This window comes from Bradyrhizobium sp. MI1.3 (assembly GCF_055811695.1).
The window spans coordinates 9,969-23,794 of sequence record NZ_JBVVPQ010000054.1; the positions used below are offsets into that span (position 1 = coordinate 9,969).

Below are 13,826 nucleotides of genomic sequence, written 5' to 3' on the forward strand. Positions count from 1 at the left end.
CCTCGCGCCCCCCCCCCCCCCCCCCTCCCCCCCCCCCCCCCCCCCCCCCCCCCCCCGCGGCCCCCCCCCCCCCCCCCCCCCCCACGGCGGTGAGCGTCTACGAAACTTCGGCTTCCAGCTCCTCGCCGCTGCGTTGCTCGTCCGACACCACCCTGATGGTCACGTCCATGGCATCGAACGCGCCCGCAGCGCCGATATAGACGCCGTGCAGCGGGATCGCCTGGCGCGGATCGCGTGCGACCGCGACGCGGATGAGGTCGCGGGTGCCGACGATGCCGTTGGTCGGATCGAACTCAATCCAGCCCGCGCTCGGCAGGTAGACCTGCACCCAGGCATGCGTCGAACCACCGCCGACATGGCGCTGCTCGATATCCTCCGGCAGGAAGATGTAGCCGGAGACGAATCGTGCGGCGATGCCGAGATGGCGCAGCGCCTCGATCATGAACAGCGCGTAATCGCGGCAGGTCCCGCTACCGGACTGCAAGGTGTCGAGCGGATGCTGCGTGCCCAACTCGTGGCGCTTGCGGTATTTAAACCGCTCGCGGATGCCGTGGGTCATGCCGCTCAGAATCTTGAAGGTCGGCGTCGGCGCGTCCTCGTCGAGAAAGCCGCGCGCCCATTCCGCGATCTCGCCGTCGGGATCGGTATATTGCGGCGTGATGTAGTGGACGAGGTCGGGAAATTCCTCGTCGTCATAGGCGAACGGATAGAAATAGGCCGAGTCGTCCGGCGTCAGCGCGAACTCCTCGACCGGATTGTGCTCGACGGTGACGTGCCAGTCGAAGACCAGCGTGTCCGCGCGCTCGTCGAAATTCGCGATCGCGACCGAATTGCCGAACACGTCGTGGATCCAGTGCAGCGACATCGGCTCGGGCGAGATCTCGAGCCTGGAGTCGAGCACGCGCAGATCATGCCCGTCGCTGGGACGCAGCATGATCCTGTGTTCGCCGAACGCCACAGGGCGGGTGTAGCGATATTCGGTCTTGTGATGAATCGTCAGCAGCGGCATCGTCAGGCAATCATGGTGATGTCGGGCGGACCAATCTATAGCAATCCAGCCCGATTCTTTGGGGTGACTGCTGTTTCATTAGGCAATCAGGATGGCTTTAGACACAATCGAGGCGACCAATCAACTCCTCAGCGAGGGTGACGTCCCCCCGGTGCACGAGGTGAATGCGCAAGGGACATCGCCTTTTTTGCTCACCTCGGACCACTACGGACGGGTCCTGCCGCGTACGCTTGGCGATCTGGGCGTCGCGGGAGGCGAACTGACGCGGCATATCGCCTGGGACATCGGCATCGCGGGGGTTGCCGACCGGCTGGCAGAGATGCTGGGCGCACATCTGATCGCCCAGCGCTATTCGCGGCTGGTGATCGACTGCAACCGGCCGCCGGCCGCCATGAGCTCGATCCCCGTGATTTCCGAAGCAACCGCGATCCCGCGCAACGAGGGAATTTCGGAGCAGGAGCGCAAAGCGCGCAGGCGCGAGATTTTCGAGCCCTATCACCGCCGTATCGATGCCGCGATCGACCGCCGCGTGCACGACAAGCGGCCGACGGTGCTGGTGTCGCTGCACAGCTTCACCCCCGTTTACGCCGGCGTCGCGCGTCCCTGGCACATCGGCGCGCTCTACAATCGCGACACCGTGCTGCCGCAGCTGCTGCTCAAGCATCTGCGCAGCGAGGGCGATCTCGTCGTCGGCGATAACGAACCCTATGCGGTGAACGACCTCACCGACTACACCATCCCCGTGCATGGCGAAGCCCGCGGCCTCGTCAACACCGGCATCGAGATCCGCCAGGATCTGATCGCCGACCAGTCCGGCCAGCAACAATGGGCCGAGCGGCTGGCGCGGATTTTCGCGGAGATCGAGCTGGAGCTGCGGGCGGCGAGGCTGGTCGATTAGCCCGATGGCGGTTATTTCGCCCTGGTCAGCGCCAGCCAGATGCCGCCGCCGATCATGAAGCCGCCGGAGATGCGCGACATCATGCGGGTGCGGCGAGCCGAGAAGAACTTTCGGGCACGCCCGGCGGCGATGGCGTAGAGCGCGTCCGTCATCACCGCAGTGACCATGAAGGTAGCTCCCAGCAGCGCGACCTGCGGGAAGTGGTCGCGGTTCATGTCCATAAACTGCGGGATGAAGGCGCCGAAGAACACCAGCACTTTCGGGTTCGACAGCAGCACCAGGAAACCTTGCAGGAAGAATCCGCCGCGCGGCGGCGCCGGCGGCTCGTCCACCTTGACGCCCTCGACCGGCGCCCAGATCAGCTTGATGCCGAGCCAGACCAGATAGGCGGCGCCGGCAAAGCGCACCCAGTCGAACCAGTAGCCCATGGTCGCCATGAGTGAGGTCAGGCCGACCGCGACGATGCCGATGACGATGGCGAGGCCGGCCTGCGCACCGGCCACATTGGTCAGCGCCGCACGCGTGCCGTGACGCAGCCCGTTGGCGATGACGAGGGTGACGATCGGCCCCGGCAGCAGCGCGAGCGCGATGCAGGCGGCAAGGAAGGCGAGATAGGCTTGCAGAGACATCATGGGGAGGACTCGCTGAGAGCGGTTTGGGACATTAATGCATGACCCTCAGTTTCCGTCCAGCGCAGCCGTCACCCACGTCTTCATCTCCGGCGTCTGCAGGAACACGAGCACCGCGCGCTGCATCACGCCTGTTCCCCCGCTTCCCTGCGCAGCCGCAACGAAGAGATCGCAGCCCCGTGAGACGGCGATGCCGAGCGCGGCGTGACGAGTGTGGTCGGGCCTATCCAGATCATAGCGCCTGGCACGGCCGCGCATCGCTCCAATGCCAACTTCCTCACCCGGCGCGACGGCCGCAAAGCGCGGGCTGATCAGATCTATATCCGCAACACGATCGACCTCGTCGTCATCGGCGACACCGCGGTCACAGCTGCAAAAGCCGCGTTTTGCGCGCAGGTACAGCTCAGTGCCGGCGCAGGCGCCATCGCAACGGAACGCGCGCCCGGACGGCCAGCCGTCGCGCGGGAACGGCCAGGCGATCTCGCGCCAGCGCGCCGTCTCTTCGGCGGGTGCCGGCGCAAGCTGATAGGTCGCGACCCCGGACACACCGAGTGCGATCACCATTGCTGCTAACGCTGCCCCACGCCGCATCGTCAGGTCTTCGGCAGACCGGCGACGGCGCGCGCGGATCCGGTCAATTCGAGAATGTGCAGGCCGGTATTGGCGCGATCGACGATGTAGACATATCCGCGGTCGTCGGTCTCGACATTGTTGGTCTGGATCGCGACCTTGCAGCGTTGGCCGCCCTCGATCGGGATGCAGCGCTTGTCGGTCGCGCTCGTGATCGACGGAATGAAGTAGCCGACTTCCTTAGGATGATAGGGGTCGCGGATGTCGAGCGCGCGCACGCCGGCATTGAAGAAGGCGATGAAAGCCATCTTCTTGTAATAGACCGGCGCCATGCTCTCGTTCGCGGAATGCGAACCAAAGCGGCCGCCGCGCTGGCAGAACTGTCCGCTCGCCTCCGGCACGGTGTAGCTCGAGATCATCATCGGCCGCGTCTCGGTGGTGACGTCGGCAAACCAGACCATCTGCCGCGCCTCGCCGCATTCGTTGAGGATCGCCTCGTCGACGATCATGACGATGTCTCGGGTCTTGCCGTCCTTGTCCTCGGCAAATTCCGCAACCGGCATGTCGAGCATCGGAAACGTGGTGTGTGCGCCGTTGAAGGCGGACATCGGCAGGCGCGAAATCTCCGGAAAACGCAGATTGTCCGGCGTCGGCTCCTTCGGCCCGTTCAAGAGCTTGTCGCGATCGACGATCTGCAGGATGCCGCCCTTGTTGGTGCCGTAGCCGAAAAAGACACGATTGCCGTTGGGCCCGGTCGAGATCGGTCCATGCAATTCGGTCGGCACCGGGCCGGTCGAACCGGGCTCCTGACCGGGCAGGCCAAAATCCCTGATCTTCTGTGGATGGGCGGGATCACTGAGATCATAGACCTGCGTCATGCGCCGCGTGCGCCAGTCCGGCGCGCCCGAGACCAGGAAGGCAATGCCGGTGTCGCACTCCCACCAGCTCTTGTGCGTGTCCTTCAGACCGTCAATGCGCGTGATGAGCACCGGGCTTGCGGGATCGGAGACGTTCCAGATCTCATGCGCCTGACCACCGAAAGTGCGCAGCATGTAGACCGCATTGGAATCCCCTTTCGGCAGCGATTTGCCGTCGCAGACCCGCACCATCTGCGCGCCGCCAGATTCATACTTGCCTTCCTGCCCCGGCAGGTGCCGCAGATACTTTGGCTTCGCGGGATCGGTGACGTCGACGATCGAGGTTCCGTTCGGCTCGGCCTGCCCCGTCATCGGATTGACGGGCGCGGGCACATCGTCAGTGCCGCCGTGATGACCGATATAGGCGATCCAGCGGTCGCCCTGGTGATGAATGGTCGGCTGATACGCGCTGCGCGCCTGAAGGTCGCTCACACCGACCAGCTTCATGTTGGAAGCTTCAGGCGGCGCGCCGATGGTCTGCTCCTGTTGTGCCTGTGCCGCGATGCTGCAGGCAGAAACGGCGAGGCCTATCGCAAGCGGGACCCAACGGAACATCAAAGTCCTCCCGGAACCAATCTGTGTTGGCTGAGCGTTGACGCTAGCACAGCCATTTGCTGGCGCCAAAGAGACCATCTTGACAGGCAACCATTTGGTTGCCTATTATCGCCGCCATGGATGAGGTCTTCAAAGCGCTCGCCGATGCGTCACGACGGTCGCTGCTCGACAGGCTTCACACCAGGAACGGCCAGACGCTGAACGAGCTCTGCGAAGGCCTCGCGATGACGCGCCAGGCGGTGACCAAGCACCTTGCCATTCTGGAAGACGCCAATCTGGTCACGACCATCAGGCACGGCCGCGAGAAGCTGCACTATCTCAATCCGGTTCCGATCCATCAGATCGGCGAACGCTGGATCAAGAAATTCGAGCGCGGCAAGCTCGCCGCACTCGGCGAGTTGAAACGCCAGTTGGAGAAGCGTGATGAGTAAGCCGCAATTCGTCTATGTCACCTACATCGAGACCACGCCAACGAGGCTGTGGGAGGCGCTGACATCAAGCGAGTTCAGCAAGCAATACTGGTTCGGCGCCGAGGTCAGATCCGACTGGAAAATCGGCTCCCCTTTCGCGCTGCTGCTGGATGGCGAGACCACGGATTCCGGCGAGATCCTCGAAGCCGATCCGCCGCGGCGGTTGTCCTACAGCTTCAAGCATGAGAAATATGAGGAGCTGCGCAGTGAGCCGATCTCGCGCGTCGTGTTCACCATCGAACCGTTCGGCTCGCTCGTGCGTTTGACGGTGCTGCATGACGGCTTCGTCGAAGGCGGCAAATATCTCGGCGCCGTTTCCAACGGCTGGCCGGCGATCCTGTCCGGTCTCAAGAGCCTGCTGGAAAGCGGCAAAGTGCTGGCCATTCCGCGTGCAGCCCTCAACAAGGGATTCGATGCAAAATGAACCTCGATCAGTTCAAGCCGCTCACCGTCTACACGATTTACATCGCCGCGACGCCGGACAAGGTGTGGGAGGCGCTGACCTCCGCCGAGTTCAGCCGCAAATACTTTTCCGGCTTTGCGGTTGAGATGGAGCCAAGACTCGGCGGCAAATTCATCGTCCGCGCGCCTGACGGGTCGGAACACATCTCGGGTGACGTGTTCGAATACGATCCGCCGACCAAGCTGACGGTGACGTGGAACGTCAACTGGCCCGACCTCGTCGCGAAGCTCGGCACCACGCTTGTCACTTATGAGATCGAACAAGCCGGCGAGGCCGTCCGCCTCACCATGAGCGAACGTCACGACCGTCCGCTCAGCGACGACATCCTCTCCGGCGGCCGCACCGGCTGGCCCGCAATCCTGTCGGGGCTGAAGAGCCTGCTGGAAACGGGCAAGGCGCCGCAGATCAAGATGGCGCCGCCGGTGCAGATGCTGGAAGCGTTGAAGGCGATGGGTATCAAGACGCCGTAGCGGACGAATTCCGCCCCGTCATCGCTTCTTCTTCACCGGAGGCGGATTGATTTCGTCGATCTTGCGACTGCAATCCGCTTCCGAGCCGTGCGGGCCCGAGACAAAGGTCCCGCTGACCTTGATCGCGTACCAGCCCGACTCGACGCCGAGCCGGAGCGCTTCTTCTGTCTTGACGTGCCGTGGGGAGAGAGCTTGCATCGGGTGCTTTCGGTTGGCGTTCGATCTCATGATCGAATCGCGGTGAAACCTTCGGGCGTCCGCGGCACGAGGCTGCCGCGTCCAACTCACCCGCTGGAGCGGGCAATATGCGCGACGACCGCTGTTGCGACGTCGCGATGAGCCGGCTCCGCCGGTGCGAGGGAATGAGGCGCTTCACGTCGCGCGAATAGTCGTGGCGCTGCATAGGCGCAGAAACGACAGATCTTTCGACATTCCCGCACCGTGCGCGCAATCGCCGCAATTAGCTATCGTTTTCTCACCCGTGCCGCACTTTTGAAGTGCCAAATGCCGCGCGCGAGCGAATAAGCCGTCAAAGCCTTGTGATCGGCGGCTTCGTAGCCATGTTGGGAGCTTAGCCAAGGGAAAAACGTATGAAGCTCCGCGTCGGGTTTGAGATGCTGTACGAATTCCCGCAGCCCACGCCCATGATCATGGTATTGGGCACGCACTTCACGCGCGCCTCCGATGTCATCGTGCCCGACCTGGTGACCACCAGACCCTCGGTTCCGATCACTCCCTATCGCGACCTCTTCGGCAATTGGTGCAGCCGCATCGTGGCGCCGGCCGGCGCCTTTCGGCTTGCCGGCGACGGCGTCGTGAGCGACAGCGGCCTGCCCGACCCGGTGTTCCCGAACGCGGCTCAGCACGCCGTCGAGGCGCTGCCGACCGACACGCTCGTCTATCTGCTCGGCAGTCGCTATTGCGAGACCGATCGCCTGTCGGATATCGCATGGAAACTGTTCGAGCACACGCCGCCAGGCTGGGCGCGGGTGCAGGCCATCTGCGATTTCGTTCATCGTCACATCGCTTTCGGCTATGAGCACGCGCGCGCAACCAAGACGGCGCGGGAAGTCTACGACGAAGGCAAGGGCGTGTGCCGCGACTATGCTCATCTTGCCATCGCGTTCTGCCGCTGCATGAACATCCCGGCGCGCTACTGCACCGGCTATCTCAGCGACATCGGCACGCCGAAGCCCTGGGCCGTGGGAGATTTCGCCGGCTGGTTCGAGGCTTATCTCGGCGGAAGCTGGCACATGTTCGATCCCCGCAACAACACGCCGCGGATCGGCCGCGTTCTGATCGCGCAAGGACGCGATGCCGCGGACGTCCCGATCACCCAGACCTTCGGTCCGAATAAGCTAGTCAATTTCAAGGTATGGACCGACGAGGTTGCCTGATGACAGACAACAGCGTTGCGCTCAGCGCGGATGAATTTGCGTCCTTGGCCGAGATCGGCAAGGGCAAGGCGCAAGGCGAAATTCCGCAAGCGCACGGCGAGCGCCTGACCAACCTCGGTTATGCGATCAGGCGCCTCGGCGAACTCGAACTGACCTCATCCGGCGAGCGTCGGCTGGCATCGGGTGAATAGCTCGCTGCCGTTGCGTTCGGCTTCCTGCTACGCCACCGGCACCACGATCCGCCGATAAAGATGCCAGGTCGCGTGCCCGAGCACGGGCAGCGTCACCACCAACCCCAGAAAATACGGCAGCGCCGAGACGATCAGGACCATCACGATCACCGCGGCCCAGCCAATCATCGGCAGCGGGCTGGCCACGACCGCGCGCACGCTCGTCACCATCGCCGTGACGAAATCGACCTCGCGGTCGAGCAGCAGCGGAAACGACACCACGGTCAGCGAGAACAGGATCAGCGACAGCACCGCGCCAACCGCGTTGCCGATGCCCAGGAACAGCAAGCCCTCGTTCGTGGTCAGCACCACCGTCATGAATTCCTGTAGGCTCGAGAACGAGGCATGCAGGCCAAGCAGCAGCGCGATCAGAAGCCGCACCTGATACATCCAGACCACGAACACGAACAGCGTAACGAAGGCCATCCAGCCGATCTCGCTGCGCGCGCGCACGGCCGACCAGATCGCGCCGAGCGAGACGGGCTCGCCGCGTTCGCGGCGGCGGCTGACTTCATAGAGCCCGATCGCCACGAATGGCCCGAGCAGCGCGAAACCGGCGGCCAGCGGATAGACCAGATAAACCATGCCGAACGCAGTGAAGCACAGCATGATGGCGATGCCGCCGGCGGCGTAGAGCCCACCGAAGCAGAGGCCGTAAAGCGGCAGCGCCTGGAAATCACGCAGGCCTTCGACCAGCGCCTCGGCGATGTCGGTCGCCGCGACGGGACGCACCACCGGATCGACTTTGCCCGAAATGGACATCAGCTACCTCCTCGTTGGCCGGCGCGATCTCCGTCGCGCGCGGATTGACCTTGATCTTAGCGTCCCCGCGGCCAGCGCGCACGCGCGAGTTGGATTGCTGCACGACGGTATCCCGACGCCGCCGGCGCAGACCGAGGAAAGCCGTCGCGCCGGCGGCGGCGCTCCGTTCGGGGAGCTCATCCGTGCTGCACGCGGCTCTGAATCTTTCCCGCCGAGGACTTTTTCGGCCCGTTGCCTATGGACTGAGCGGAGGATGGTGCCGCAAATTGGGTCCTTGAACGAGCACCTGCGATGACCAGAGTGGACCGTCCGACCGATGAGCTTGCGTACCCGGCTACTGATACTCGTCATCGCGGCCATGCTGGTGCCGGCGAGCCTCGTCGGGCTGCGTTTCGTGCAGAACCGGAGCAGTGAGATCAACGCCGCCCTGGCCAATCTGGCGGCGTCGGCCGACGACATTGCCGGCGATCTGAGTGAGAAGATTCAAGGAACCGCGCAGCTTCACTACGGTCTGGCCCGAGCGCGCGACATCGACACGCGCGACAAGGCGGCATGCTCGGCGTTTCTGTCGGACGTGCGCGAGGAATACCCTCAGTTCACGGGAATCCTGACGATCGACCCGGACGGCAGCCTGTTCTGCGACTCGCTGCGGACCAACCGCACCCTCGATCTGAGGGATCGCGCCTATTTCAAGCAGGCCCTGGTCTCGCGCAGCGTCGTGGTTGAGCCGGTATTCGGCCGGCTGACCGGAACATCGGTGCTCCAGATCGCATATCCGGTGCGATCGGAGGCGGGTGCGCTGAAGCTGGTGCTGCTCGCCTCGTTCAACCTGCGCAAATTCGCCGAGTATCACCACAAGCGGCTGCTCGCCGAGAAGGATATCCTGCTCATCGACGGCAAGGGCACCGTTCTTGTCGCCCCCTCGGGAGACGGCTGGACCGCGCCCGTGGGCGCGTCGATTGCGGGATCCGATCTGCTCCGCTTCGCGGCGGCTCCCGATCAAAAAGCATTTCAGGAAGTGACCGATCGCGACGGCCGCACGCAAGTCTGGGCCGTCGCCCACTCACCTTCGATCCGTGATGCCGGCCTCTACATCCTGGTCGGACGCTCCAAGGACGGATTGGTCGCGGCGGCGAATCGCCGGCTCTACGAGGACATGGCGATCCTCGCGGTGGCCTTGCTGCTGCTGCTCGCCGGTGTATGGATCCTCGCGACCGTGAGCGTCGGGCGCCAGGTCGGGCGGCTCGCCAACATGGCGAAGAGACTCGGGCTCGGCGATCTCAGCGCGCGAATTCCTCCTCCCCATCCGCGCGGCGAGCTGGGCGGATTGATGACCCTGCTCAATGGCACCGCCGAGTCGCTTGAGCAGCAACGCGCGGCCATCGCGGACCTCAACCAGAGGCTCAGCCAATCCCAGAAGATGGAGGCCATGGGCCAGCTCACCGGCGGCGTGGCGCATGACTTCAACAACCTCCTCACCGTCATTCTCGGCAATTCGGAGCACCTTGCCGACAGGCTGACGGGAAACAAGGAATTGCACCGGATCGCCGGCGACATCGCGACAGCCGCCGAACGCGGCTCCGACCTGACGCGCAGCCTGCTCGCCTTCGCGCGCAAGCAGCCCCTGAGGCCGCGAGACATTGACATCGGTGAGAAGATTCAAGAGATGGAGCACTTGTTGCGCCGCCCCTTGGGCGAGCACATCGAATGCACCTTCGCGCTCGCACCGGACCTGTGGTTGATCAGCGTCGATCCCGGCCAGCTAACGACTGCGCTGCTCAATCTCGTGCTCAACGCGCGCGATGTCATGCAGTTGGGCGGCAGGCTGACCATCGAGGCGCGCAACGTCTCGCTCGGCGAATCCGACTTGGACATCAATGGCGAACCGCGACCAGGCGACTATGTCATGGTGGCCGTGACCGACACCGGCAGCGGCATGACCGCCGAGGTGGCGAGCCGGGCGTTCGAGCCGTTCTTCACCACGAAGGAGGTCGGCAAGGGGACCGGGCTTGGCCTGAGCATGGTCTACGGGTTTGTGCGGCAGTCCGGCGGATTGGTGCAGATGCAGTCTGCGCCGAGGCAAGGCAGCGCAGTCAGGCTGTTCTTTCCCCGCCTGGCCACGCCGCCAAACGAGGACGCCTCACCCGCCGAAGGGATCGTCGCGCGCGAAGGAAGCGAGACCATTCTCGTCGTCGAGGACAACGACATGGTTCGGACCTATGTCGAAAGCGAGCTGAAGACGCTCGGCTATCGCGTCATCACAGCCGCGAGCGGCCCGGCTGCGCTCGACCTGTTGCACCAGTCCGGGGACATCGACCTGCTGTTCACCGACGTCGTGATGCCCGGCGGCATGTTCGGGCCGGAGCTTGCCAGGCAAGCAATCCAGCTGCGGCCCGGGCTCAAGGTGCTCTTCACCTCCGGCTACAGCCAAAATCCGGTCAAGGCCCCCGACGGGATTGGCGATGCCCGCGTGCTGACCAAGCCGTTCCGGCGGCGAGACCTCGCCGCGATGCTGCGGTCCGCGCTGTCGGCGCCGTCGCGGTGAGATGACGGTGTGCTCTACCCGAGCGCTCGCAGCTCGCGGCGCAGCACCTTTCCGGTGGCAGTCATCGGCAATGTCTCCGCGAATTCCACGAACCGTGGATATTCGTGGGCGGCGAGTTGCACCTTGACGAATTCCTGGATCTCGCGCGCGAGTGCGTCGCCAGCGGCAAAGCCCGGGCGCAGCACGATCCAGGCCTTGATCGATTCAGTGCGGATCGGATCGGGGATGCCGACCACGGCCGCCATCGCCACCGCCGGGTGCTTCATCAGCGTGTGCTCGATCTCGGACGGGCCGACGCGATAGCCGGCGGTGGTGATGACGTCGTCCTCGCGGCTGACGTACCAGAAGTAACCGTCCTGGTCCTGCACGCCGAGATCGCCGGTGAGCAGGAACTCGCCGGCATATTTCTTCGCCGTCGCCTCCGGATTGCGCCAGTATTCGAGCATCGCGCAAGGACAGGGTTGGCGCACGCCGATGATGCCGCGCTGGCCACGTGGCTGCTCCTCGCCTCTGTCGTTGACGATGCGGACGTCGAAACCCGGCGTCGCCTTGCCCATCGAACCGGGGCGGATCGGAAACAGATTCGCGTTGCTGCCGATCACGAGATTGCATTCGGTCTGGCCGAACACCTCATGCGCGTCGACGCCGAAAGTCTCGCGCACCCAGCCGAGCAGCTCGCCGCCAAGGGACTCACCGCCGGTAAAGATGCTGCGCAGCTTGACGCCGGAATGCGTCACGCCGGCCTGCCGCATCAGCTTCAGCGCGGTCGGCGGCAGGAAGACATTGCGCACTCCGAGATCGGCCATCATCTGCATCGCCGCTTGTGGCTCGAACTTTCGTGCGCGGTGGCCGACCAGGGGAATGCCGTGATACCAAAACGCGAACAGGCCGTTGATGAGGCCGCCGATCCAGGCCCAGTCTGCCGGCGTCCACATCAGATCGCCGGGACGAGGCAGGAAGTTGTGGCACATCTCGACATTGGGGAGATGTCCGAGCACGACGCGGTGCGCGTGCAGCGCGCCCTTCGGATTGCCGGTCGTGCCCGAGGTGTAGATGATCAACGCGGGATCGTCCGCAGACGTGTCCACCAGCGTGAAGTCGGGCGATGCCGCCTTGACCGAATTCCAGAACGATGTCGTGCCCGCCGGCGTTCGTTCGCCAACGATGTAGACATTCTTCAGCTCCGGCAGACGGTCGCGTATCTTCGAAAGCTTCTCCCAGCCTCCCGCGTCGGTGACGATCGCCTTGGCCTGCGAGTTCGACAGACGGAATTCCAGCGCGTCTTCGCCGAACAGCGCGAACAGCGGAATGGAGATCATCGCCGAACGGAACGCGGCCATGTGCGCGATCGGCAGCTCCAGCGACTGCGACAGGAACACCGCGACGCGGTCGCCGCGGGCAAGACCATCCGCCTTCAGCACATTGGCGAAGCGGCGCGACATCTCCGCGACCTCGTCGAAGGATGTGCGCGTGACGGCGCCGTTCTCGTCGACATAGACCAACGCCAGCCGGCCGGTGCCGTCGGCGTGGCGATCGCAGCAGGCCTCCGCCAGGTTGAAGCGCGCCGGGATCTCCCAGCGGAAATTGCTGTAGAGTTCGTCGTAGGTGCTGGCTTCGGTGAGCATGGTCGTTTCCCGGCCGCGTCGTCATGGCCGGACTTGTTCCGGCCATCCACGTTCTTGTTTGGCCCCAGTTTAAGGGCGTGGATGCCCGGGACAAGCCCGGGCATGACGGCTGTGGCTACCGCACCGTCCGGAAGAATTTCCTGACCTCGCCGACATACAGCTCCGGCTGCTCGAACGCGGCGAAATGCCCGCCCTTCTCCATCTCGCTCCAATGCGTGATGTTGTGGAAGTTCGGCTCCATCCAGCGCCGCACCGGCGTGATGATCTCCTTGGGGAAGACAGCCACGCCCGTCGGCACCTTGACGATCGGCGTGGTCCGGCGCTTGCCGAAGCTTTCCCAATAGAGCCGCGCAGACGAGGTCGCCGTCTCCGTCGCCCAGTAGAGCATGACGTTGTCGAGCAGCTCGTCCTTGGTGAAGATGTTTTCGGGATGACCGTTGCAATCGGTCCAGGCCCAGAATTTTTCCAGAATCCAGGCCGCCTGCCCGCTCGGCGAATCCGTCAGACCATAGCCGAGTGTCTGCGGCCGCGTCGATTGCTGCTTCGAATAGCCGGAGTCGAGGTCGACGTAATGCTTGAGGCCGGCGAGCGCGCGCTTCTCTTCCGGTGTCGGTTCGCCCTCGACTTTCGGCGCGGCGTTGAAGGCGAGCGTGATGTGGATGGCGGCGCAATGCTCGGCGTCCTGCATGCCAAGCGAGGTCGTCACCGCCGAGCCCCAGTCGCCGCCCTGCGCGCCATAACGCGCGTAGCCGAGCCGGTCCATCAGCCTGGCCCAGGTCGCGGCGATACGATTGACGCCCCAGCCGGTGGTGTTCGGCTTGCCCGAGAACCCAAAGCCCGGCAGCGACGGACAGACGACGTGGAAGGCATCGGCGGGGTTGCCGCCATGCGCGACAGGATCGACCAGCGGCGCGATTACCTTCTGGAATTCGACGATCGAGCCGGGCCAACCATGAGTGATGATCAGCGGCAGCGCCGTCGGCTCCTTCGAGGGCGCATGCAGGAAGTGGATGTCGAGCCCGTCGATCTCGGTGGTGAACTGCTCGAAGCGGTTGAGCTGGGCCTCACGCGCGCGCCAGTCGTAGCCGTCGGCCCAATAGGTGCAGATCTCCTGGATCCATGTCAGCGGCGCACCCTGGCTCCAGTCGTCGACCAGCTCCGCCTCCGGCCAGCGCGTGCGAGCGAGGCGCGACTTGAGGTCGGTGAGGATATCGTCGCTGATGGCGATGCGAAACGGCTTGATGGCGGTCATCGGTTGCCTCCCCATTTTTTCTTGTCATTCCGGG

15 protein-coding genes are annotated in these 13,826 nt (G+C 64.3%); 7 read left to right on the forward strand and 8 right to left on the reverse strand.

The window, feature by feature from the left end; all coding sequences use genetic code 11:
* Positions 1-97: 97 nt before the first annotated feature.
* Positions 98-1,009, reverse strand: a complete 912-nt coding sequence (locus AC0L3A_RS29645) for a transglutaminase family protein (protein WP_007596629.1) — start codon at positions 1,007-1,009, stop codon at positions 98-100.
* Positions 1,010-1,100: 91 nt separating this feature from the next.
* Between AC0L3A_RS29645 and AC0L3A_RS29650 the strand changes: the two genes are divergently transcribed.
* Entirely contained in the window at positions 1,101-1,907 is an 807-nt protein-coding gene (locus AC0L3A_RS29650) for an N-formylglutamate amidohydrolase (RefSeq protein ID WP_007596632.1), read from the forward strand.
* Between the two features lie 11 nt (positions 1,908-1,918).
* Here the strand turns inward: AC0L3A_RS29650 and AC0L3A_RS29655 are convergent, their stop codons facing one another.
* The 3 genes from AC0L3A_RS29655 to AC0L3A_RS29665 are packed head-to-tail and all read right to left on the reverse strand — an operon-like array spanning position 1,919 to position 4,578.
* Positions 1,919-2,539 (reverse strand): LysE family translocator, encoded by a 621-nt coding sequence (locus tag AC0L3A_RS29655; RefSeq protein ID WP_007596634.1) that lies wholly within the window; start codon positions 2,537-2,539, stop codon positions 1,919-1,921.
* 45 nt (positions 2,540-2,584) lie between these two features.
* Entirely contained in the window at positions 2,585-3,100 is a 516-nt protein-coding gene (locus AC0L3A_RS29660; RefSeq protein WP_007596636.1) for a hypothetical protein, read from the reverse strand.
* Between the two features lie 29 nt (positions 3,101-3,129).
* Complete coding sequence (locus AC0L3A_RS29665) at positions 3,130-4,578, reverse strand: LVIVD repeat-containing protein (protein ID WP_219683733.1); 1,449 nt, start codon at positions 4,576-4,578, stop codon at positions 3,130-3,132.
* A 116-nt stretch (positions 4,579-4,694) separates the two neighbouring features.
* Here AC0L3A_RS29665 and AC0L3A_RS29670 point away from each other — a divergent pair, with 116 nt between their 5' ends.
* From AC0L3A_RS29670 to AC0L3A_RS29680, 3 genes are read left to right on the forward strand one after another with little or no spacing between them, the layout of a single operon-like run.
* The gene (locus tag AC0L3A_RS29670) at positions 4,695-5,009 is read left to right on the forward strand and encodes an ArsR/SmtB family transcription factor (protein ID WP_219683740.1); all 315 of its coding nucleotides are present in this window, start codon (positions 4,695-4,697) and stop codon (positions 5,007-5,009) included.
* Positions 5,002-5,472 carry an SRPBCC family protein gene (locus tag AC0L3A_RS29675; RefSeq protein WP_354202470.1) on the forward strand — a complete coding sequence of 157 codons (471 nt, stop codon included), beginning with the start codon at positions 5,002-5,004 and terminating at the stop codon, positions 5,470-5,472. Before AC0L3A_RS29670 ends, AC0L3A_RS29675 begins: the two co-directional genes overlap by 8 nt.
* A complete protein-coding gene (locus tag AC0L3A_RS29680; RefSeq protein WP_007596644.1) occupies positions 5,469-5,981 on the forward strand; it encodes an SRPBCC family protein in 513 nt (170 codons plus the stop codon). Before AC0L3A_RS29675 ends, AC0L3A_RS29680 begins: the two co-directional genes overlap by 4 nt.
* An 18-nt stretch (positions 5,982-5,999) precedes the next feature.
* Here AC0L3A_RS29680 and AC0L3A_RS29685 read toward each other — a convergent pair whose 3' ends face one another.
* The gene (locus AC0L3A_RS29685; RefSeq protein ID WP_035995268.1) at positions 6,000-6,179 is read right to left on the reverse strand and encodes a hypothetical protein; all 180 of its coding nucleotides are present in this window, start codon (positions 6,177-6,179) and stop codon (positions 6,000-6,002) included.
* Between the two features lie 392 nt (positions 6,180-6,571).
* Between AC0L3A_RS29685 and AC0L3A_RS29690 the strand changes: the two genes are divergently transcribed.
* Positions 6,572-7,378: a transglutaminase-like domain-containing protein gene (locus AC0L3A_RS29690; RefSeq protein WP_007596646.1), complete on the forward strand. Its 807-nt coding sequence runs from the start codon at positions 6,572-6,574 to the stop codon at positions 7,376-7,378.
* Positions 7,378-7,569: a hypothetical protein gene (locus AC0L3A_RS29695; protein ID WP_007596652.1), complete on the forward strand. Its 192-nt coding sequence runs from the start codon at positions 7,378-7,380 to the stop codon at positions 7,567-7,569. Before AC0L3A_RS29690 ends, AC0L3A_RS29695 begins: the two co-directional genes overlap by 1 nt.
* 27 nt (positions 7,570-7,596) lie before the next feature.
* On the opposite strand, the gene AC0L3A_RS29700 is transcribed toward AC0L3A_RS29695, so the two are convergent.
* Positions 7,597-8,370, reverse strand: coding sequence for a DUF2189 domain-containing protein (locus AC0L3A_RS29700; protein ID WP_007596654.1), 774 nt, complete (start codon positions 8,368-8,370; stop codon positions 7,597-7,599).
* 316 nt (positions 8,371-8,686) lie between these two features.
* Between AC0L3A_RS29700 and AC0L3A_RS29705 the strand changes: the two genes are divergently transcribed.
* Complete coding sequence (locus AC0L3A_RS29705) at positions 8,687-10,915, forward strand: ATP-binding protein (protein WP_473255679.1); 2,229 nt, start codon at positions 8,687-8,689, stop codon at positions 10,913-10,915.
* A gap of 14 nt (positions 10,916-10,929) precedes the next feature.
* On the opposite strand, the gene AC0L3A_RS29710 is transcribed toward AC0L3A_RS29705, so the two are convergent.
* A complete protein-coding gene (locus AC0L3A_RS29710; RefSeq protein WP_007596658.1) occupies positions 10,930-12,540 on the reverse strand; it encodes an acyl-CoA synthetase in 1,611 nt (536 codons plus the stop codon).
* 115 nt (positions 12,541-12,655) lie between these two features.
* Positions 12,656-13,792 carry an epoxide hydrolase family protein gene (locus tag AC0L3A_RS29715; RefSeq protein ID WP_007596661.1) on the reverse strand — a complete coding sequence of 379 codons (1,137 nt, stop codon included), beginning with the start codon at positions 13,790-13,792 and terminating at the stop codon, positions 12,656-12,658.
* Positions 13,793-13,826 lie beyond the last annotated feature (34 nt).